This window comes from Paraburkholderia sp. MM5477-R1 (assembly GCF_050436385.1).
In the GTDB taxonomy this organism is placed as follows: Bacteria; Pseudomonadota; Gammaproteobacteria; order Burkholderiales; family Burkholderiaceae; genus Paraburkholderia; species Paraburkholderia tuberum.
This window is the reverse complement of record NZ_JBNDMC010000004.1, coordinates 105,980-125,715: the sequence shown is the minus strand read 5'-3', so window position 1 is coordinate 125,715 and position 19,736 is coordinate 105,980. Positions and strand designations below refer to the sequence as shown.

At 60.4% G+C, this 19,736-nt stretch carries 19 protein-coding genes and 1 pseudogene; 14 read left to right on the top strand and 6 right to left on the bottom strand.

Annotated features, from left to right (window positions below; genetic code table 11):
* Positions 1–40: 40 nt before the first annotated feature.
* The 3 genes from OKW35_RS10955 to OKW35_RS10945 are packed head-to-tail and all read right to left on the bottom strand — an operon-like array spanning position 41 to position 4,098.
* A complete protein-coding gene (locus tag OKW35_RS10955; protein ID WP_429551951.1) occupies positions 41–916 on the bottom strand; it encodes an SDR family oxidoreductase in 876 nt (291 codons plus the stop codon).
* A 53-nt stretch (positions 917–969) separates the two neighbouring features.
* Positions 970–2,250 (bottom strand): CaiB/BaiF CoA transferase family protein, encoded by a 1,281-nt coding sequence (locus OKW35_RS10950; RefSeq protein WP_429551950.1) that lies wholly within the window; start codon positions 2,248–2,250, stop codon positions 970–972.
* Positions 2,251–2,295: 45 nt separating this feature from the next.
* Positions 2,296–4,098 carry an acyl-CoA dehydrogenase C-terminal domain-containing protein gene (locus OKW35_RS10945; protein WP_429551949.1) on the bottom strand — a complete coding sequence of 601 codons (1,803 nt, stop codon included), beginning with the start codon at positions 4,096–4,098 and terminating at the stop codon, positions 2,296–2,298.
* Positions 4,099–4,241: 143 nt separating this feature from the next.
* Between OKW35_RS10945 and OKW35_RS10940 the strand changes: the two genes are divergently transcribed.
* The 6 genes from OKW35_RS10940 (at position 4,242) to OKW35_RS10915 (ending at position 9,981) form a co-directional block, all read left to right on the top strand.
* Complete coding sequence (locus OKW35_RS10940) at positions 4,242–5,477, top strand: iron-containing alcohol dehydrogenase (RefSeq protein WP_429551948.1); 1,236 nt, start codon at positions 4,242–4,244, stop codon at positions 5,475–5,477.
* Positions 5,478–5,553: 76 nt separating this feature from the next.
* On the top strand, positions 5,554–6,477 hold the full coding sequence (locus OKW35_RS10935; protein ID WP_429551947.1) for an NAD(P)H-binding protein: 924 nt from the start codon (positions 5,554–5,556) through the stop codon (positions 6,475–6,477).
* A 210-nt stretch (positions 6,478–6,687) separates the two neighbouring features.
* Positions 6,688–6,996, top strand: a complete 309-nt coding sequence (locus OKW35_RS10930) for a hypothetical protein (RefSeq protein ID WP_429551946.1) — start codon at positions 6,688–6,690, stop codon at positions 6,994–6,996.
* Positions 6,974–8,116, top strand: a complete 1,143-nt coding sequence (locus OKW35_RS10925; protein ID WP_429551945.1) for a Re/Si-specific NAD(P)(+) transhydrogenase subunit alpha — start codon at positions 6,974–6,976, stop codon at positions 8,114–8,116. Before OKW35_RS10930 ends, OKW35_RS10925 begins: the two co-directional genes overlap by 23 nt.
* Positions 8,117–8,194: 78 nt before the next feature.
* Entirely contained in the window at positions 8,195–8,527 is a 333-nt protein-coding gene (locus OKW35_RS10920) for an NAD(P) transhydrogenase subunit alpha (RefSeq protein ID WP_429551944.1), read from the top strand.
* The gene (locus OKW35_RS10915) at positions 8,527–9,981 is read left to right on the top strand and encodes an NAD(P)(+) transhydrogenase (Re/Si-specific) subunit beta (RefSeq protein WP_429551943.1); all 1,455 of its coding nucleotides are present in this window, start codon (positions 8,527–8,529) and stop codon (positions 9,979–9,981) included. Before OKW35_RS10920 ends, OKW35_RS10915 begins: the two co-directional genes overlap by 1 nt.
* 394 nt (positions 9,982–10,375) lie before the next feature.
* Here OKW35_RS10915 and OKW35_RS10910 read toward each other — a convergent pair whose 3' ends face one another.
* Complete coding sequence (locus OKW35_RS10910) at positions 10,376–11,917, bottom strand: ArsR/SmtB family transcription factor (protein WP_429551942.1); 1,542 nt, start codon at positions 11,915–11,917, stop codon at positions 10,376–10,378.
* A gap of 74 nt (positions 11,918–11,991) precedes the next feature.
* Between OKW35_RS10910 and OKW35_RS10905 the strand changes: the two genes are divergently transcribed.
* Entirely contained in the window at positions 11,992–12,135 is a 144-nt protein-coding gene (locus OKW35_RS10905) for a hypothetical protein (protein ID WP_429551941.1), read from the top strand.
* Between the two features lie 25 nt (positions 12,136–12,160).
* Here the strand turns inward: OKW35_RS10905 and OKW35_RS10900 are convergent, their stop codons facing one another.
* Positions 12,161–12,319 (bottom strand): hypothetical protein, encoded by a 159-nt coding sequence (locus OKW35_RS10900; RefSeq protein WP_429552151.1) that lies wholly within the window; start codon positions 12,317–12,319, stop codon positions 12,161–12,163.
* On the opposite strand from OKW35_RS10900, the pseudogene OKW35_RS10895 reads away from it, so the two are divergent.
* The 7 genes and pseudogenes from OKW35_RS10895 to OKW35_RS10865 all read left to right on the top strand — a co-directional run.
* Positions 12,302–13,084: pseudogene (locus OKW35_RS10895) on the top strand (HlyD family efflux transporter periplasmic adaptor subunit); the annotation flags it as partial. The gene OKW35_RS10900 and the pseudogene OKW35_RS10895 overlap by 18 nt on opposite strands.
* 80 nt (positions 13,085–13,164) lie before the next feature.
* On the top strand, positions 13,165–14,670 hold the full coding sequence (locus OKW35_RS10890) for a DHA2 family efflux MFS transporter permease subunit (protein ID WP_429551940.1): 1,506 nt from the start codon (positions 13,165–13,167) through the stop codon (positions 14,668–14,670).
* Between the two features lie 396 nt (positions 14,671–15,066).
* Entirely contained in the window at positions 15,067–15,933 is an 867-nt protein-coding gene (locus OKW35_RS10885; RefSeq protein WP_429551939.1) for a transposase, read from the top strand.
* Positions 15,934–15,976: 43 nt separating this feature from the next.
* Positions 15,977–16,261, top strand: a complete 285-nt coding sequence (locus OKW35_RS10880) for a hypothetical protein (RefSeq protein ID WP_429551938.1) — start codon at positions 15,977–15,979, stop codon at positions 16,259–16,261.
* Positions 16,210–16,539: a hypothetical protein gene (locus OKW35_RS10875; RefSeq protein WP_429551937.1), complete on the top strand. Its 330-nt coding sequence runs from the start codon at positions 16,210–16,212 to the stop codon at positions 16,537–16,539. The genes OKW35_RS10880 and OKW35_RS10875 overlap by 52 nt, the downstream gene beginning before the upstream one ends.
* A 188-nt stretch (positions 16,540–16,727) precedes the next feature.
* The gene (locus OKW35_RS10870; RefSeq protein ID WP_429551936.1) at positions 16,728–17,153 is read left to right on the top strand and encodes a hypothetical protein; all 426 of its coding nucleotides are present in this window, start codon (positions 16,728–16,730) and stop codon (positions 17,151–17,153) included.
* A gap of 1 nt (position 17,154) precedes the next feature.
* Positions 17,155–17,826, top strand: coding sequence for an SEC-C metal-binding domain-containing protein (locus OKW35_RS10865; RefSeq protein ID WP_429551935.1), 672 nt, complete (start codon positions 17,155–17,157; stop codon positions 17,824–17,826).
* A 706-nt stretch (positions 17,827–18,532) separates the two neighbouring features.
* Here OKW35_RS10865 and OKW35_RS10860 read toward each other — a convergent pair.
* Positions 18,533–19,684 (bottom strand): porin, encoded by a 1,152-nt coding sequence (locus OKW35_RS10860; protein ID WP_429551934.1) that lies wholly within the window; start codon positions 19,682–19,684, stop codon positions 18,533–18,535.
* Between the last annotated feature and the right edge of the window lie 52 nt (positions 19,685–19,736).

Sequence of the window (19,736 nt, the reverse complement as noted above, 5' to 3'; positions counted from 1 at the left end):
GGAGCGGCAATGCCTCCCCGCTCCGCCAGTCAAACACCGGTCAAACCGCCCGGGTAAGACGATCCTTGTCGTTCAGCTCACGAACCGAGTTCCGCGCGTTCTCCCAGTCACTGTCGGTCCAGTCCTTGAAGTGGTAGAAGTTGCCGCCGGTAGCGAGCGAATTGGCACCGTCGATCGTCAAGGTCTGGCCAGTCAGCCATTCGCATCCATCCGCCATCAGGAACGTCGCAAGATTCTGCAATTCGGACATATAGCCCGTGCGGCCCATCGGGCTGCTGCCCTCCGAGCGGCCGGCATCGTCGCGCCCTGGATACAACCGCTTGGCCATCCCCTCAGTCGGGAACACGCCCGGTGCAATAGCGTTCAGCCGAATCTGGTGACGTCCCCACTCGACTGCCAGCGACTTCGTCATCACATTCACACCGGCTTTCGACATCGCCGACGGCACCACGAATGGGCCGCCGTTCATCACCCAGGTGACGAGGATCGAAACCACGCTGCCCGGAATCTTTTCGGCGATCCAGCGTTTGCCGACCGCCTGGGTCACGTAGAACGTGCCATGTAGAACGATGTTTGCGATCGCGTCGAATCCGCGCGACGACAGGTCTTCGGTGCGGCTTACGAAATTGCCTGCGGCATTGTTCACGAGTCCGGTGAGCGGACCATCCTTCCAGATTTCGCCGACCATCTGGTCGACGGATTCGGCATTGCGGATATCGACCGCGAGTCCTTTCACCGAACCGCCGAAGCGGTCCATCAGTTCGGTAGCCGTTTCCTGCAGCACGACTTCGCGTCGTCCGCAGATATAGAGGTCCGCGCCGAGCTCCAGATAACGTGCCGCAATTTCCTTGCCGAGGCCTGAACCGCCGCCGGTGATGAGGATGCGTTTGCCTTTCAACAGGTCGTTCTTGAACATGTGAGTTCCTTGATGGTCGAGTCGATGGTTGAGTGGTGCCGGTTCGTGCTGGCTCAAGTTGGCGTAAAGGCCAGGGCGGATGCCGACGTATCCGATGTATCGGGTGCGCAGGTGGCGCCTTCCGCGATCAGTCGCGCGACTTCGTCGCGGGAGTAACCGGCGGCAAGCAGAACTTCGGTGCTGTGCTGTCCGAGCTTCGGTGCCGGCGCGAGCGGCGGCAGCGGAGTGCCGGCCCACACGGTGGGGTTGCCGAGCATTCGCACCCGGCCTTCGGTCGGATGAATTTCCTCGCCGATAAAGCCGGTCGCGTTCAGATGCGGGTCGTTCAACAGATCCTCGATCGAGTTGACGGCCTGATAGGGGATGTCGGCCTCGTCGAGCAGCGCCTGCCATTGAGCCGTGGTGCGCGTGCGCATGATGGAGCCCACCCACGCGTAGACTTCACGGATATTGCGCGAGCGGTTGCGTTGAGTCGAAAAACGCGCGTCCGACTGGAACTGTTCGGGCTGGCCGATCGCCTTGAAAAACTCGCGCCAGTGCTTGTCGTTATAGATCAGCACGCACAGATGGCCGTCGGCGGTTTCATAGGGGCGCCGGTCCGGGGAGAGCAGGCGGTCATACCCGGCGTCCCCCTCGGACGGCTCGAACGTCCGGCCGGCCATATGATCCGCGAGTACGAAGTGAGCGACGCTCTCGAACATCGACACTTCGATTTCCTGCCCCCGGCCGCTGCGTTCGCGGGCAAACAGCGCGGAACTGATCGAGTACACGACGTGCAAGCCAGTCACGCGGTCCGCCAAAGAGACGGGCGCATACACGGGATGCTCCGCACCGTACTGCTGCATCAGCCACGGAATACCCGTCGCACCCTGGATCAGGTCGTCATAAGCGGGGCGGTCGGCATAGGGACCGCGCGTGCTATAACCACATGCCGTCACATAGATGAGACGCGGATTGACGGCGGCCAGCGCGGCATAGTCGAGGCCTAGGCGTTTCATCGCCGCAGGGCGGACGTTGGACAGGAATACGTCTGCGTCCTTCACGAGGCGCAGCAGCGCTTCACGCGCCGGGGCCTTCTTGAGATCGAGCACGAGGCTCTTCTTGCCGCGGTTGTTGTGCATGAACACATGGCCCATCTTGATGTGTTCTTCGCCTTGCTCGTCATGCCGCATGGAGCCGGCTTCACGCACGTTGTCGCCGTCCGGCGCCTCGATCTTGATGACCTCGGCGCCGAGCCCTGCCAGTGTCAGGGTTGCGAGCGGGCCGAGCACGATACTCGACAGGTCCAGAATGCGTACTCCAGACAGCGGTCCGGTGGTCAGGTTTTCAGGCATGAATGATGTCCTTGAATTTCAAAGAAGGAGACTCGGCCGTTCGCGTCAGAACTGGGCGGGAGCAAGCGTCATCAGCGAACGGGCGCCCTGAATCACGCCGTCGAAGCGCCACTCGGATTCGGGAAGCAGGCGCCGGAAATAGAAATCCGCAGCGCCGATCTTGCCGTTATAAAACGGTGCGAGCTGCGGTTGCGCGTCGCGCGCACGGTAGCTAGCCTCCGCCATGCGTAGCCACGCTGCGCCGAGTGCCACGAGGCCGAAGAGGCGGAGATAATCGGTCGCTGCGCCGGCGGCGTCGGTCTCGGCACCGGCGTTCCATTCACGCAGCGTGGCGCTTGCTTCGCGCAGGCGTCCGGTCGCCTTGCGTTGGGCAGCCGCCATGCGCGCGAGATCCTCGTTGCCATGAACTCTCTCGACGACTTCGTCGATCGATGCCAGCCACGAATCGAGCACCTGACCGTCGTCGAGTCCAATTTTGCGCGTGACGAGATCCAGCGCCTGAATGCCGTTCGTGCCTTCGTAAAGAGGCACGATGCGCGCGTCGCGATACAGATGCTCCATACCGTTCTCATGCACGTAGCCGTAGCCGCCGTGGATCTGAATGCCGAGATCGGTGATCTGCAACGCGCAATCGCTGACGAAGCCCTTCAGGACCGGCGTGAGCAGCGCAAGGCGGCTTTCCGCGGCTTCGCCTTCCGCGGACTGCGGCTGCGCCGCGCGCACGTCCAGCAGGAGCGCGGCTTCGACGTAAAGAGCGCGAATACCTTCGACAAGCGCCTTCATGGTCAACAACGCCCGACGTACATCCGGATGGTCGATGATGGGTGCGGGCGTAACCGGTTGTGCACCGGTGGACTTCGGCGCCCTGCCTTGCAAGCGGTCGTTCGCGTAGGCAAGCGCGTTCTGATAACTGATTTCCGACACGCCGACGCTCTGCACCGCGACGCCTACGCGCGAGGAATTCATCATCGTGAACATTGCGCGCAAGCCGCCATGGGGCTTGCCGATCAGCCAGCCGCGTGCGCCGTCGAAGTTCAGCACGGCGGTCGCGGAAGCGCGGATGCCCATCTTGTGTTCAATCGAGCCAGTCGTGACGAAGTTGGTCGAAGAGGGTGTCGCTTCGCCAGTCACGGCGTCAGGGACGCGCTTGGGTACGACGAACAGGCTGATTCCGCGCGTGCCGGCCGGCGCGTCGGGCAAGCGGGCCAGGACCAGATGAACGATATTTTCCGCGAGGTCGTGATCGCCGCCGGAGATGAAAATTTTCGTGCCCGTTATACGAAAACTGCCGTCTGCGTCCGGCTCGGCACGGGTGCGCAGGCCCGACAGGTCGGAGCCGCTTTCCGGTTCGGTGAGACACATGGTGCCGGTCCACGAACCGTCGACGAGTTTGGGCAGATAGGTTTTCTTCAACTCATCAGTGCCGTGGGCCAGAATGGCTCGATACGCGCCTTGCGACAAGCCCGCATACATGCCGAACGACATCGATCCGGAGGCGATGAATTCCCGGACCATCAGCGCCACGGAAGGCGGCAGGCCCTGGCCGCCCCAGTCCGGCGACGATGCGAGCGAAGGCCAGCCATTCTTGCAGTACAGATCGTATGCTGCCTTGTAGCCTTTCGGCGTGCGTACTTCGCCTGCGCTGAAATGGCAGCCTTCGTCATCGCCGGGAAGGTTGATCGGAACGAGTACTTCCCGCGCGAAGATGGCGGCACCGTCGAGCACGGCCGTCACGACGTCGAGGGTTGCGTCCTCGAAACCGGGCAGGGCGGCGGTGCTGGCCTCATAGCCGAAGACGTCTTCGAGAAGGAAGCGGATTTCACGGATTGGTGCGTCGTAACCTGGCATTGTTCACTCGCGAAGGATGGATTTCACGTTTCAGCCCATCACCTCGGCGAGGTGGTCTCCTGAGCTGCTGCACTTTAAACTTGACAGTGTTATGTTATCTCCCGATACTTGACAGCGCAAGAGGAGATGGCACCGATATCCAGTTGTCGCGTTACGAACGGAAGACGGACGCGGCCCGGATCGGTCACAACCCACGGAGGAGTGTTATGCGAACGAAAGGAACTCACCTGTTCCCGATGATGGACCGAGTGATGTTTGGCCGGCCGGCGGCCGCGATGCTCAAGGCGGAGGCCGAGCGGCTGAACGCGAAGCGCGTATTTCTGATCGTCAGCCGGACGTTGAACACCACGACGCCGGAGATTAAAAAAATTGCCGAAGCACTCGGCGAGCGCTATGCGTGCCTGTTCGACGGCTTGGCGCAACACACGACCCGGCAAGGTGCGGTCGAGACCACGCGCGCGGCACTCGATGCACAGGCGGATTTGATCGTGGCGATCGGCGGGGGGTCGGTAGTTGACATTGCAAAGATTGCGACCCTTTGCATGGAACACAAAATCACCGGCGAAGACGGGTTGGACGGCTTTGAAGTGCAACTGGACGAGCAAGGCCGCCGCAAGATCGGCAACTTCAAAGGCCCGTCGGTACGGATGATTGCGATACCGACCAGCCTGTCGGGCGGCGAGTATAACGCGGGCTGCCTCGTCACCGACCCGCGCCGGAAACTCAAGCAGACGTTCTATCACCCGAAGATGATGCCGCTTGCCATCATCCTCGATCCTCAACTGCTGCCGTACGCACCGGAATCGCTGCTTCTGGGTTCCGGTACGCGTGCAATGGACCATGCGATCGAGGCACTGTGCTCGCCGCAGGGCAATCCGCTGGTGGACGCAACGGTATTGCGCGGCATCGAATTGATGCGTGAGTGGCTGCCTCGCGCCCGCGAGGACCGGAACGACCTTGAAGCGGCTAATCAGTGTCAAGTTGCATCATGGCTCTGTTCCTTCGGTTTGCAGGCTCGCGTTCCGATGGGTGCGAGCCATGCCATCGGGCACGTGCTGGGCGGTACGTGCGATGTGCCGCACTTCCTGTGCACCCCGGTCATGATGCCCGGCATCCTCGAGTACAACCTGCCGTTCACGACCGACGCGCAGGCCGCGCTCGCGAAGGCGTTGGGCAAACCCGGGACGCCGGCGTCAGAGGCATTCAAGGCATTCTGTCAATCGCTCGACTTGCCGACCAGTTTGCGGGAGGTGAAGGTTGGCCCGGACCAGTTCGAGCTCGTGGCTCAGAACACGATGACTGAGTTTTTCATTTTCAGTAATCCGCGCCCTGTCAACGAACCTGCCGGCGTGCTCGAAATTCTTAAGCTGGCAGCCTGAAGATGTCCGGAAGGCGTTGCGGCGTCGAGGCAGACCGCCGCCGCTTCCGGGCGTCCCATTAGTCAAGGAGAGTGAGATGTCTGATCAGAAACCGATTCTGGTGACGGGCGCGGCGGGTCGCGTCGGCGCGGTAGGACGCACGGTCACGGAACTGCTGCTGAAAAAGGGTAAGACCGTGCGCGCGATGGTGCGCAAGGAGGATGAACGTTCGGCGGCGCTCCGTAACATGGGTGCCGAAGTGGTGACCGGCGATCTGCTTGACCTGCAAGCGATGCATCGCGTCATCGAAGGCTGCGAGACCATGTATTTCGGCATGTCGGTGTCGGATGTGTATCTGGCCGCCACTGTCAACGCAGCGGCTGTCGCGAAACACCATGGCGTAAAAGCGTTCGTGAACATGTCGCAGATGACGCTTTCGCAAATGAATATCAACGAGACGACCGCGAGTCCTCAGCACAAACTGCACTGGCTGGCGGAGCAGGCGCTCCATTGGTCGGGCCTGCCCGTCGTGCATGTGCGTCCGACAGTATTCCTCGAAGGCTTCTTCCTCATGTTCTCGTCACAATCGGTCAAGCAGGCCGACCAGATCAGGCTGCCGTTCGGCGAAGGCAAGACGTCGCCGGTCGCGGCTGAAGATGTGGCGCGCGTCGTGGCGGAGATACTGGCCAATCCGCAGCCGCACATCGGGCAGACTTACCATCTGACCGGCCCGCATTCGGAGAGCATGCACTTTTACGCGCAGGAATATGCGAATGCGTTGGGACGTCCGATCACGTATCAGGATATTCCTCTCGCACCCTGGCGTGAAAAACTGCTCGAACGCGGCTTGCCGCCTCATCTCGTCGATCACTTGTCGACGATGGCGGATCTGCATCGCGCCGGACGTTACGACCGGATGTCCGAAGACGTCCTCAACCTGACGGGTCAGCCGCCGATCAGCGTGCAGGAGTTCGTGAAAAAGAATGCGGCGGCGTTTACCGCGTCGGAAGCGAAGGCCTGAGCGAACAGATCGCACGTCAGCCTGATTGGCCCTTGATCGTGCGGCTCGCCGTTGCCGGCGGGCGCGAAAGCATGCGAATGGCCGATGTGCGCTGACGCAGGTTAAGCCTCGTGCATTCTATATGGCGCGGGGCGAGCGCGTCAGGCCTGGTTGGCGAACGCTACACGGGTATCGGCCTGGATCTGGCCGCAGGAAACTCAAAAGGAGAGCATGGACGGCCCGACCGATTTTCAGTTGGCCCGATGCCGGGCCGCCGCGACCGCCAACGTCGAAGATGCCGCACTGTGGCGCTGGTTCTCGGCGCTTCTCGAAGAGCGCCGTATTCGCTGGTGTCTCTCTGGCGAAGGCTGGCTCGTCAGTGTGGATCATCGGCATCTTGCGACGTCCGCCAGTTTCGATCTGGCAATGCGCGAAGCAAAGACGCAATCTGAAATGCCGCGAGCGACGCGTAGTCGCTCAAAGAACGCTGTTTTTTCCATCCGGAATGTATCGACAAATGAAAATCGGAATACCGATTGAGACGCGCGCGCACGAAACCCGCGTCGCCGCGACGCCCGAAACGGTCAGGAAGTACGTGACCCAGGGCCACCAGGTCACGATCCAGAGCGGCGCCGGCACCGGCGCGAGCTTTCCAGACGAGGCCTTTACGGCCGCCGGCGCGGAGATCGTCGACGCGGCGACCGCGTTTGGCGCCGATCTCGTCCTGAAGGTCCAGTCGCCGACCGATGCCGAACTGCCGTTGCTTAAACGCGGCGCGACGCTCGTCGGCATGCTCGATCCTTTTAATACCGAAAACGCATCAAAGCTGGCGGCTGCCGGCGTGACGGCGTTCGCGCTCGAAGCCGCGCCGCGCACCACGCGCGCGCAAAGTCTGGATGTGCTGTCGTCGCAGGCGAACATCGCGGGCTACAAGGCTGTATTGCTGGCCGCCACGCTCTATCCGCGCTTCATGCCGATGCTGATGACCGCCGCGGGCACCGTGAAAGCCGCGCGTGTGCTGATTCTCGGCGCAGGTGTGGCGGGCTTGCAGGCGATCGCCACGGCCAAGCGTCTCGGCGCGGTGATCGAAGCATCCGATGTGCGTCCGGCGGTAAAAGAGCAGATCGAATCGCTCGGCGCGAAGTTTCTCGACGTGCCTTACGAAACCGACGAGGAGCGCGAAGCCGCGCAAGGCGTCGGCGGATATGCGCGGCCGATGCCGCCTTCATGGCTTGCGCGTCAGTCCGCGCTCGTCCACGAACGGGCCAGGCAGGCCGACGTGGTGATCTCCACGGCTTTGATTCCGGGCCGCGCCGCACCGACTCTGATCTCGGTCGAAACCGCCCAGGCGATGAAACCCGGCTCCGTGCTGGTGGACCTCGCGGCAGGGCGTGGCGCCGAGTACGAGGGCCGGCGCGGCGGCAACTGTCCGCTCACCGAAGCAGACCAGGTGGTGATCAAACACGGCGTCACGATCGTCGGCTACACGAATCTGGCCTCGATGGTGCCCGCCGACGCGTCGTCGCTCTACGCACGCAATCTGCTCGACTTCCTCAAGCTGATCGTGACGAAGGAAGGCGCCCTGAACATCGATCTCGCGGACGATATCGTTGCGGCCACGCTGCTGGCCCGTGATGGCGAAGTCACGCACAAGAGCTGAGTAACTTATTGCATGGGACCGGAGTAGCGCGCTGAAGCGCGAACTCTGGCCGGCAGCGAACCCTTAAGGAGAGCGGCGATGGAAGTCATCAACCACACCGTCATCAACATGATCATCTTCGTGCTGGCGATTTACGTCGGCTACCACGTGGTCTGGAACGTTACGCCCGCCCTGCACACGCCGCTGATGGCCGTGACCAACGCGATCTCTGCGATCGTGATCGTTGGTGCAATGCTGGCGGCGGGTCTCACTCTGGGCGCGCCGGGTAAGTTCTTCGGCACGCTCGCGGTCGCGCTTGCGGCCGTGAACGTGTTTGGCGGATTTCTCGTCACGCGACGAATGCTGGAAATGTTCCGCAAGAAAGAACCGAAGAAGCTCATCGTAGACAAGACGGCCAAGGAGAACGCGTAATGAGTCTGAACGTCGTCACGCTGCTTTATCTGGTCGCGTCGGTCTGCTTTATCCAGGCGCTTAAAGGGCTGTCGAATCCGAAGACAGCGCGTATCGGCAACACGTTCGGCATGGCCGGAATGGCGATTGCGATCCTCACCACCATCGCGCTGATCGCGAAACAGGCTGCCGCGCTCGGCTCGGATCTCGGGCTGGGGCTCGGCCTGCTGCTAGTCGCGCTGGTGATCGGCGGCGCGATCGGCGCGTTCGTCGCCGCGCGCGTCGAGATGACCAAGATGCCGGAACTGGTCGCGGCGATGCACTCGCTGATCGGTCTCGCCGCCGTGTGTATCGCGTATGCGGTGGTATCGGAGCCGGCCGCGTTTGGCCTCGTCGATCCCGAGAATACGGCGCCGGGCTTCCTGCCGTACGGCAATCGCATTGAACTGTTCATCGGCACGTTCGTCGGCGCGATTACGTTTTCGGGCTCGGTGATCGCGTTCGGCAAGCTGTCGGGCAAGTACAAGTTCCGGCTTTTCCAGGGCGCGCCCGTCGTCTACGCAGGACAGCATCTGATCAACCTGCTGCTCGCGTTCGCGATGCTCGGCTTCGGCATCATCTTCTTTCTCACGCAGGCGTGGCTGCCGTTCATCATCATGACGCTGATCGCGTTCATGCTCGGCGTGCTGATCATCATTCCGATCGGTGGCGCGGACATGCCGGTGGTCGTGTCGATGCTGAACTCGTATTCGGGCTGGGCGGCGGCGGGCATCGGCTTCTCGCTGAACAATCCGATGCTGATCATCGCGGGCTCGCTGGTCGGGTCGTCCGGTGCGATTCTGTCGTACATCATGTGTCGGGCGATGAACCGTTCGTTCTTCAACGTGATTCTCGGCGGCTTCGGTAACGAGGCGGGCGCGTCTGCGGCGGGTGGTTCGGCGGAGCAACGTCCGGTGAAATCCGGCTCGGCGGACGATGCGTCGTTCATGCTCGGCAATGCGGAAACCGTGGTAATCGTGCCGGGTTATGGTCTTGCCGTCGCGCGTGCGCAGCATGCGTTGAAGGAGTTGACCGACAAGCTGGTCGAGAAGGGCATCGAGGTGAAGTATGCGATTCATCCGGTGGCCGGACGGATGCCGGGCCACATGAACGTGCTGCTTGCCGAAGCCGAAGTGCCGTACGACATGGTGTTCGAGATGGACGACATCAACGGCGAGTTCGGCCAGGTCGACGTGGTGCTGGTGCTCGGCGCAAACGACGTGGTGAATCCGGCGGCGAAGACCGATCCGAAGTCGGCGATTGCGGGCATGCCGATCATCGAGGCGTACAAGGCGCGCACGGTGATCGTGAACAAACGCTCGATGGCGGCGGGTTATGCCGGTCTCGACAATGATCTCTTCTACATGGACAAGACGATGATGGTGTTCGGCGACGCGAAGAAAGTGATCGAAGATATGGTGAAGGTTCAAACCTAGGTAAGTAATGTTGTCACTCGCCAATGCCCGCTAGTCGGGCGGGAGCCTCGGAGTTGATAATCATCTGGCTGGCCTCCTTTGCCGCCCCCAAGGTAAGGGGCGGCAAAGGTCTACAGTTGCGGTGCGAGCCATCAACCGACCTGTCAGGAGGCGCATATAAAGTATTGCGGCATCGATCTGCACTCGAACAATGCCGTGGTCGCTGTGATCGACGATCAGGATCGGGTGCTTTACTGCAAGCGGCTCACTAACCAGGATATCGGCTGTCCTTGCGGTGCTCGGAACGGTCCTGTACTGGGGCTTACTCGAAACGCTGTTTCCGATTGCAAACGGACCAGATTGGACGGAGCTTCGTGCATTCCTAATGGCGTTCGGACTTTTAGTAACTAAGGAGTTAAGTCTTCGCGATTTGTGAGAAGACTTCAGTGTGCTGCGCCAGAATGGGAACGATGTTGAAACGGGTGAGAGAACAGGCAGCAGCGATGGCGGCACGGCCCAGACGCGTGAGGTAGTAGCGGTACGTATGGGCCACCTTCTTGATCAAGCCGAGTGTGCGCAATCGCGAGAGCTGTCGGGACAGCACCGAGGCGCTCATGTCCACATGCCTGGCCAGATCGGCACGGCGCAGGCCATGCACGTTGAACTCGCCGCGCTGCAAGGCACGCAGCAGCGCCTGCTCGCAGCCGTTGAAGAAGTTGAGTCCTTTGACCCGGCGCTCATCACTGCCCACCCGGGACTGGCTCAAACGTTGAAGGTCGCGCTCACCAGCGCTGGGGTCATCCAGACTCGACAGAAACGCGAGGTAGCGCTGGTTGCAGCCCAGCATGATCTCGCGCAGGTCGAACAGGCTGTAGATGGTTTTCCTCAACGCTGCGAGTTCGTAGGTGCTTTGGCCATTCTTGTGTTCCACCTTGCGGTGGTGTTTGAAGAAGCTCACGTCGTTGATGGTGGTTTCTATCCGCGACACATGGGAGAACTTGTCGTAAACCTTGACGCTGGCAACGCCCATGTGGTGCTTGATGCAGCGTCCCTCGATGCGGGTGGACAGCCGCGAGCCGATCTCCTGCGCCAATTGCGGCGTGACCTTCTTGCCCAGGAAGCCGGCTACTTTCGCGGCGTGCGCGGCCAGCACCGCCTGACGCGACAGCACGTCATACAGCGGCACCAGCGTCTGTTGGCTGCGGAACATCAGGTCAGTGGAATACTCGGCCTGCCGCAGGCTCGAGTGGTAGGTCTGGCCGAACACGTCGAGCACCGGGCACAGCCACTGCGCGTAGCGGTCCAGCCGTTCATGCAGCATATCGGGGCTCAGCGCGTCGGCGATGGCCTGTGCACGGTCCACATCGGCAATGCGCAAAAAGGCGTTGTCGGCCTGCACGAACCCGATGCCCTCACGCTTGAGCGCACGGGCCACGGCGCCGTGGCCATTGCAGTAGAACTGCAAGCTGAACGGAGCCCAGGTCGGGACCCGGAGGTAGCACAGCCCGAGTTCGTCATCGATGAAGTAGAAGTAGTAGTGCAGACACTTGCCCGTCTCGGGGCGCAGGTAGGTCTTGCCGCTGCCTTTGTCGTGCCACGGCTTGTAGCTCGGGCAGGCCTCCATCGCCGAGATGACGTGCACCAGCCCGGGTGCATCGCCACGCCCCTGCAGCACGCGTGCCACCAGATCTTCCTTGCGGATGTGGCTCTTGTTGACGTGCTCAATCTCGATGCCGGCGGCAGCGCAGACCTCTTGCGAGCGCACACGGATGCGTTCGCGCAGCGGTTCGGCGAACCTGGCGTAGTCGAATATGCGAATGCCGTTGGCGTTCAGAAAACTCGTCATGCCCGCTGCGTAGCACGCGCCGGGCAGCGTGCCCGTGATCAGGATTCGGTCAAAGCACGACAGCACGCCGTGCAGATTCGCCGCGTAACGCTCAATCAGATCGGCCTTCATGGCTCACTTCGTCATCGGATGGCTACGCAACACATCGTATTACCTGTTTGGTTCCGGCTCGTCCGGCTTAGGTATTGTCGCTGCAGGTGCTGTTCGGCGCATCGCAGAAGATGGCTAAGCTTTTTGCAACCGATCCGACCTATCCCTTATATCCAGCATCAATTGCTCCGGAAGTTTTCAGTGTCGCCGCTGAATCCGCCGATTACATGTGCCCGTGAGTGGATGCGCAGGTTGGTGCGCACCTCAGTGTGCGGCGCTCGCAGCGGCGCCACCGGCAGCGCCGCCTCCGCTTGGCTTGGTGATCCAGATCAGCGGGATGATCACGATCATGATGATGGCCGCGGCATAAAAGACATCGTTTAGCCCCATCATCGCGGCCTGCGCCAGGTCGCGCAGCGGCAATCAGACCTGTCAAAGGCGCAGGATGACCTGCGACGGCGGCTGGCCACCGGAATGGCCGGTGCCGTCTCGCAAGAGGAAATTTCGCACGCACGCGATGCGGTGAAGTCGGCACAGGCTGCGCTCGACGCCGCCCAACAGCAGCTCGCGTCGAATCGCGCGCTGACCGCGAACACGACGATCGACAACCACCCCGCCGTACTCGCGGCCGCCGCGAGGGTTCGCGATGCGTATCTGGCCGCCGCGCGCAATACACTGCCTGCTCCGGTGACAGGCTACATCGCCAAGCGAACGGTCCAGGTCGGTCAGCGCGTATCGCCGGGCAACCCATTGGTCTCGGTCGTGCCGCTTCAGCAGATCTGGATCGACGCGAATTTCAAAGAAGGGCAACTCAAGCACATGCGGGTGGGTCAGCCGGTCGAACTGACAGCTGACAAGTACGGTTCGTCGGTCGTTTATCACGGCAAGTTGGTCGGCTTCTCCGCGGGCACCGGTTCCGCGTTTTCACTGCTACCCGCCCAGAACGCAACCGGCAACTGGATCAAGGTCGTGCAGCGTCTGCCAGTGCGGATCGAACTCGATCCGCAGGAACTGGAAAAACATCCACTGGCCATCGGTCTATCCATGCTGGTAGACGTCGATATCAAGGACGAAAGCGGTGGCCCACTCAGCAACATCGAGAACACGGTCTACCAAACCGACGTATTTGCGAAGTACGGCAATGAAGCCGATGCGGAGATCGCTCGCATCATCGCCGCGAACAGGTAAAGGGCCAGTGTCTGCACGCAGGCAATGCGAGCAGACGGGTGTCTTTCACAACGGCGGGACGCTTTCAACCGAGATAAACAATGACAACTCAACCAACGTCTCCCCCTCCGTTGACCGGAGGCAAACTCGTTCTCGGCTCGCTTAGCGTGGGTCTCGCGGGCTTCATGACCGTGCTGGACTCGTCGATCGCTAACGTTGCCATTCCCACCATTTCAGGCAATCTCGGCGTATCCATCGATGAAGGCACCTGGGTCATCACGGTGTTCGCCGCGGCGAACTCCGTGTCGATTCCGTTGACCGGCTGGTTGACGCAGCGCGTCGGCCAGGTGAGGCTTTTCGTCGGATCCATCCTGTTGTTCGTGCTGTCGTCGTGGTTGTGCGGCATCGCGTGGTCATTGCCGGTGCTGCTGCTGGCACGCGTGCTGCAAGGCGCCGTAGCGGGACCGCTGATTCCTATGTCGCAAGCGCTATTGCTCAGTTCCTGGCCAAAAGAAAAATCTTCGTTTGCACTGTCGATCTTCTCGATGATCGCCGTCACCGGCCCGATTGTCGGACCCGCGCTCGGCGGCTGGGTCACAGACAGCTATAGCTGGTCGTGGATCTTCTACATCAACATCCCGGTCGGCATATTCGCCGCAGCCATGGTCTGGAGCCTCTATCGCGAGCGCGACACGCCGACGAGGAAACTCCCCGTTGATACGGTCGGGTTGCTGCTACTGATCACCTGGGTGGCGTCGCTGCAGGTGATGCTCGACAAGGGCAAGGATCTCGACTGGTTTACGTCGCCGACGATCATCGTGTTAACCGTCGTCGCGCTGATCAGCTTCGCGTTCTTCGTCGTCTGGGAACTCACGGAGAACAATCCGATCGTCGACCTCACATTGTTTCGGCAAAGAAACTTTCTCGGCGGCACGATTTCGATCGCGATTGCCTATGCGATATTTTTCGGCACGCTAGTATTGCTGCCACAGTGGATGCAGACGTACCTAGGATACCGCGCGCTCGACTCAGGGCTCGCCACCGCGCCGATTGGTGTTTTCGCATTGATTGGTGCGCCGATCATGGGAAAGATCCTGCCGCGTACCGACGCGCGCATCCTTGGTACGTTCGCGTTCATCGGTTTCGCGGGCGTCTACTACATGCGATCGTTCTTCATCACCGGCATCGATATGGGTCATATCATCCTGCCGACGCTGCTCCAGGGTATTCCGATGGCCCTGTTCTTCGCTCCGTTGACGGTGATCATCCTGTCTGGGCAGCCGCATGAAAAGATACCTGCGGCGGCCGGTCTTTCGACTTTCGCGCGGGTGTTTGGCGGTGGCGTTGGCACATCGCTGGCGAACGTCGCATGGAACAACCGCACAATCCTGCATCACGAGATATTGACCCAGCAAACCAGTGTCACCAATCCGACGTTCAATCAGCAACTCGACGCCTACCACTCCTTCCTGGGACTCGATACGTCGTCTTCATACGCGCTGTTCAATAAGGTTGCAAATCCACTGAGCGCGCGCCGTGGATCAGCACTGCTAGCCCGCGACCGCGAGTTCCGACCCGACTACACGACCGTCAAGGCGGCCGCGTAGCCGAACTGGCCGCCCGAATCCGAAAACAGCAATCAAGCAAGGGAGATTCAAACCACCGATTGCTCAGGCGATCAAGCAGTGATGGCAAGACAGGTCAGACCGTGGGCGATCAAACCCGACGCAACCAACGCACGATTGCAGTGCGCCCAACTGATTGGGACTCGACCAGCGGATTCCATCAGGGACAGGCAGGCATGCGCCTGACATCAAAGTCCGGATGCATGGCTGCAATCATTTCCTTCAAGCCGTCATGAAAAGAAAGCTTGGCAAACCGGGGGCGTCCATGCATGGTTGCGGGTTTTTTCCAGTTGGCGGAATCGGTTGAAAGGCCCCCCGGGCTTCGGTTTTACCCGCCTGGCACGAATCGGCTAGAATCCCGATGCTTTGAAGGTCGAAATGGCCGAAAGTCAGTCGTGGCAAGAGATTCCAACGAAATTGAGCGTCGAAGAGTTCGCGCAATTTGTCTGGCCGCATCTGAGCAAGGGCCGTCGCGGACCAGCGCGAAAGCTCAGCGCGCATGCGATTTTCAACTACATCCTGAAGGCGCTCTATCTCGGCTGCCAGTGGAAGGAGTTGCCCATCGAGAAGGATTGGCATGGCCGTCCTGAGATCCATTACACACGCATTTATCGCGCCTTCCGGCGCTGGGAATCGGACGGATGCCTTGATGCCATTTTCGAGGCTTCGGTGTTCAGGCTTCATGGCGATCACCGCCTGGACACGCGCATCATCCATGGCGATGGCACCACAACCGCCGCGAAGAAAGGCGGCGACAATCTCGGCTTCAGCGGCCACAAGAAGCTCAAGGGCTGCAAGGTGGTTGCCCTGTGTGACCGGAATTGCAACGTCATCGCGCCGATCGTCAGAGCACCGGGCAATCGCAATGAATCGCCGCTGTTACGAGAAGCGCTGCCGCGCCTCACGAGCATCGCCCGTGCGGTGGGGCTGGATCTGCGGGGCACGGTCATGAGCCTGGATGGCGTGTACGATTGCCGGCCCAACCGCAAAGCCGTTTTCAATCGCGGCATGGTGCCTAACATCAACCCTAATTCGCGCGGCAGAAAAGGACCGAAGCGCGGGCGCAAGCCGCTGTTCGATCCGGCCATCTTTAAAGAACGGTTCAGGACAATCGAGCGGGTGTTCGCGTGGGAAGATAAGTTCCGGCGCCTGCTGCTGCGCTTCGAGCGACTCAGCCACCTACACTACGCATTGAAAACCCTCGCGTACACGATGATCAATCTTCGGCACTACTGCCGAAGCTGATCACTTGCTTCGAGACCTTTGTTTCATCGCCGGCCATCGCGCCATGGTCACGCTCGCCCGCACCACGCCGATACCTTCGCACAACGACACACATGGTCGCATCGCACGCCTGGCCGCCGCGATTCCTTCCCATCCCATTGGCTTGTCCAACCGCGCTGCGCCGAGCCTGCTCGAAACGCGCAACCAGTTGTACGACTCCTTCATTGCGCCGGCTGTCATTCGGGGGCTTTTCAGAGACGTGCATTTTTCTGCCTGCAGGATGACACCGACCCCGGCGTGGATCAGGACACGCTCGACGCCGCCGGCGCACGTCAAACTCTTCATCTAGACGCCGCCGAACTTTCGCATGCGAAATTCGATGCACCCGTCATCTTTGATCTGTGCCTCGACCTGTTCAACCGATCAGATCAATGGTTGACAGGCGATCTGTGGACCGACGCCGAAGTGACCAACTTTCTTGATCAGATGCGGCCGCTCATCGAACAGGCGGAGCTCGTTACGGTTTCGCTTTCGTTTGGATGTTCCGACGCGGAGGCGGACACGCGTCATCTCGCGTCGCGGGTATTGCCGCTACTTAAACAGTGGCGATCCGCTCCGGCGCCTTAGAGCGACCACCGCACCGAGAGCGGCATGCTGTACGTTCCGTATGAGACCATTTGCATAGTGTTCGGTAATGGCCCGAGGCAACGCGCCAAAGGCGCCCCGTTCAACCGCCACGCAAAAATCACCCACACGTTCGCCGGCGACACCACGATCCCCACAGAAAGCAAAAACATCCAGATGAGGTCAACGTCATGGTCGCCGGCAAATTCGATGATCTTTCCTCGGCCTTCGACTTCGTCAGCTACGCAGCGCCGATGGAACACCAGGCGTATATCTCGCTCGATACGGGAAAAATCTACTGGATTTCCGATGCCATCGACACGATCGAGGAGGAGATTCCCGAGCATCTGGAAGACCCGGATCGCTACCTCGCGATACCGCATAAGAACGAACTTGATCTCGGAAGCAGTCTCGCCCTGCGCTTTGCCGCACAGCAGCTGCCTGCACGTTATGACCAGGTTGAAGGGTATTTCCAGCGGCAAGGGGCTTACGCGCGCTTCAAGGATTTGCTCGAGCGCGAAGGCGTCCTGGAACTCTGGCGTGCATTTGAGGCCACCTCTGTCGAACAAGCGCTGAGGCAATGGTGCACTGAGAACGGGCTCGATATTCTTGACTGATATGAGACGCCATCATGAATCAGAGAACAACCGGACTGTCACCCGACGATGGCCTGTTCAGGCTGGCTGGAACCGACTCATCCTGGATCTGGGTGCATACGTGTCCGACGCTGCGATGCTCGTGCCGGAGCGCGCTGGTGCTAGCGACGCACGAGGGGCGAGAATCGCTCGAAGCGCGAGGCGCGCCCGTCCGGCAGGCATGGATGGCCGGAGGACCGACACTATCTCGAGGTGGCCAGGACACGCGCCGATCTGGTCGTCTTTGATCTGGATATCGACACTGCACAAGTTCTGCAGCCGCACGGCAACGAACCACTGGATCTGGCGCAGCATTTGCCCAATTCCCAGTTGCGACTGCGCGGAGGTGAACCTGCACTTCGAGCCGGTTCTTCCCGGGGAAACGTCCTCGCCGGGGCACGTCAATGTCCATCTGGGCGGCAACATCCGAGTCGAGCCTGAGACGATTCGCGACCGCGCGCGTCTCGAACAACTTTGGGCCGCGTACTGTCAGCGACATCCACGATACCTTGAGCGTCTCTCGCATCGCGACACGCTCATCAAGACGGTGGGCGAACGCCTCGTGGCGCCCGCCAAGGCTGAGCCGAAGGTAGGCAGAAACGATCCATGCCCATGTGGATCGGGAAAGAAGTACAAGAAGTGTTGCGGCTCATGACCAGGTGAACACGGCGAATCCCAGTTGCAGGATGTGTTGCCGCACGTCGAGTGAGGATCGGCAAGCGCTGGCTTAGTGTGGCGGTCTGACGCGAGCATGTGCAAGTGCAAGTGCAAGTGCAAGACCGATGGGATTGGATGTCGTAAAGGCAATCATCCGATGTAGTCACATCGCCTGGCGCATAGGTGCTCCGTCCAACGTCCAGACGCGATCATCGACTGCTCCGAAGAGTTTCATCTTTACGTCAATCGGCCAAAAACCCTTGCCACATAAGGCTCATTCCCTCGGATTGCGGCGCCGAATCGCAAACGTCTCGACTTTAGTGGAAATTCGTACCAACTTTACTTCGTTTGACAGTAAGCGCCAAATCGCATCTATTCGCCGTCCTAGGGATGGAGTCCCGCTGCGCGGTTATTATCCGGGTCCGGGCGTGGCATCCACAGCGCCCAGCAAGGCCGTTTATAGGCATGCAGTCTGTCTCGCCGCCGTCCGCACCACCGACGTCTCGAACGACACCGAAGCTTGACCAGTGACGCATTAAAACCCGCTTGTCAAAATGGGGGGCCTTATAAGCGGTTCAGGTGCCCAACTCCGAGGAGAACAACCCCCGTTCTGCGTTTCGGTTGCGATGGACCTGGGGACCGGTGGTCCACCGCCTTACTACGGAACCCAGCGTTCAGCCAATTCCTGACAATGTCTGAGCCGCTTAGAACTTGTGACGCAGGCCGACGCGTGCAACCACCTGATTGCGATTCGACGATACGTCATCGGCCACCGGCACAAAGGCGAAGTCGAGGGCGCTGCCAGTACGGTCACCACCGACGTGCTGATACGCACTCTGTACATAGACGTCCGTGCGCTTTGACAGTGAGTAATCAGCCATCAGCCCCGCAGTTTCGTAATTCGGCTTTAGCTTTCCAGTGGTGGCGTTGAAACCGCTCAGGGTGTACGTATACATCGCGCCGACGAAGAAGGCTGGCGTGAATTGGTACTTGCCGTTGATTTCGAAATTCTGGTAACGCAGGTTGGAAAGCGTGCCCGAGGCTGGCGTAATCTTGCCGACGTATCCCGAAGACACCGGATTGGCGACGAAGGTATTCGAATACGAGATGCCCACGTTGGCCGAACCAAACGTGTAGGTTGCCCCCGCGCCGAGGATGCGCAGCTTGTTCCCCAGGAAATTTTCATCCGCAGCGGGATTGTTCCCGATTGCACCACCAGCGGTGGACGACTGGTTGTTCGCCTGCAGATAGGCGGCTTCCAGCAGCAGTCCGCCTATAACGTATTGGACGCCCATGCTGTACGCGCGATTGTTGGCGAAGTTGGTGTCGTTGCTGAAGCTGTACGTGCCGCCAAATTTAAAGCCAGCAATCTCAGGGCTTGTGTACTTGACAGTATTGTTGACGCGGAAGGTGTTGTCCGTGTTGTCGTTGTCGTACGGATGGGAGAACATGCCTCCGCCCCATGTGCCATTCGCCGTCGTTTGAGCCAGATAGTTGACGACGGAGTCGTACTGTCGACCGAGAGTAACCGTCCCGTATTGGTTGGATGCGATGCCGACCCACGCCTGTCGCCCAAACATCAGGCCACCCTGACCGAGCTTGCCATTATTGACATTAAAGCCGCTCTCCAGCTGGAAAACTGCCTTGAGACCGCCGCCGAGATCCTCCGCTCCCTTCAAGCCCCAACGACTCCCTTGGACCGTACCGCTCTGGAGCTCGAACAGCTTGTTGCCACCGACGTTGTTCGTATAGTTGATTCCTTCATCGATCAGACCGTAGAGCGTCACGGTACTTTGGGCCATTGTGGGAGCTGCGGCGGCTGACATCACGAAAGCTGCGAGAAGTTTCATTTTCATTAAGGTCTCCAAAGGTTATATTGTGGGTCACGATGCTTCTTTGTGCGCAACC

Bases quoted from the DNA above. Each gene is read 5' to 3' on its own strand.
- OKW35_RS10950 (WP_429551950.1), bottom strand. From the start codon at position 2,250: ATGCCTGAAAACCTGACCACCGGACCGCTGTCTGGAGTACGCATTCTG.
- OKW35_RS10945 (WP_429551949.1), bottom strand. From the start codon at position 4,098: ATGCCAGGTTACGACGCACCAATCCGTGAAATCCGCTTCCTTCTCGAA.
- OKW35_RS10885 (WP_429551939.1), top strand. From the start codon at position 15,067: ATGGCCGAAAGTCAGTCGTGGCAAGAGATTCCAACGAAATTGAGCGTC.
- OKW35_RS10915 (WP_429551943.1), top strand. From the start codon at position 8,527: ATGAGTCTGAACGTCGTCACGCTGCTTTATCTGGTCGCGTCGGTCTGC.
- OKW35_RS10920 (WP_429551944.1), top strand. From the start codon at position 8,195: ATGGAAGTCATCAACCACACCGTCATCAACATGATCATCTTCGTGCTG.
- OKW35_RS10860 (WP_429551934.1), bottom strand. From the start codon at position 19,684: ATGAAAATGAAACTTCTCGCAGCTTTCGTGATGTCAGCCGCCGCAGCT.
- OKW35_RS10870 (WP_429551936.1), top strand. From the start codon at position 16,728: ATGGTCGCCGGCAAATTCGATGATCTTTCCTCGGCCTTCGACTTCGTC.
- OKW35_RS10865 (WP_429551935.1), top strand. From the start codon at position 17,155: ATGAGACGCCATCATGAATCAGAGAACAACCGGACTGTCACCCGACGA.
- OKW35_RS10925 (WP_429551945.1), top strand. From the start codon at position 6,974: ATGAAAATCGGAATACCGATTGAGACGCGCGCGCACGAAACCCGCGTC.
- OKW35_RS10955 (WP_429551951.1), bottom strand. From the start codon at position 916: ATGTTCAAGAACGACCTGTTGAAAGGCAAACGCATCCTCATCACCGGC.
- OKW35_RS10930 (WP_429551946.1), top strand. From the start codon at position 6,688: ATGGACGGCCCGACCGATTTTCAGTTGGCCCGATGCCGGGCCGCCGCG.
- OKW35_RS10880 (WP_429551938.1), top strand. From the start codon at position 15,977: ATGGTCACGCTCGCCCGCACCACGCCGATACCTTCGCACAACGACACA.
- OKW35_RS10890 (WP_429551940.1), top strand. From the start codon at position 13,165: ATGACAACTCAACCAACGTCTCCCCCTCCGTTGACCGGAGGCAAACTC.
- OKW35_RS10935 (WP_429551947.1), top strand. From the start codon at position 5,554: ATGTCTGATCAGAAACCGATTCTGGTGACGGGCGCGGCGGGTCGCGTC.
- OKW35_RS10910 (WP_429551942.1), bottom strand. From the start codon at position 11,917: ATGAAGGCCGATCTGATTGAGCGTTACGCGGCGAATCTGCACGGCGTG.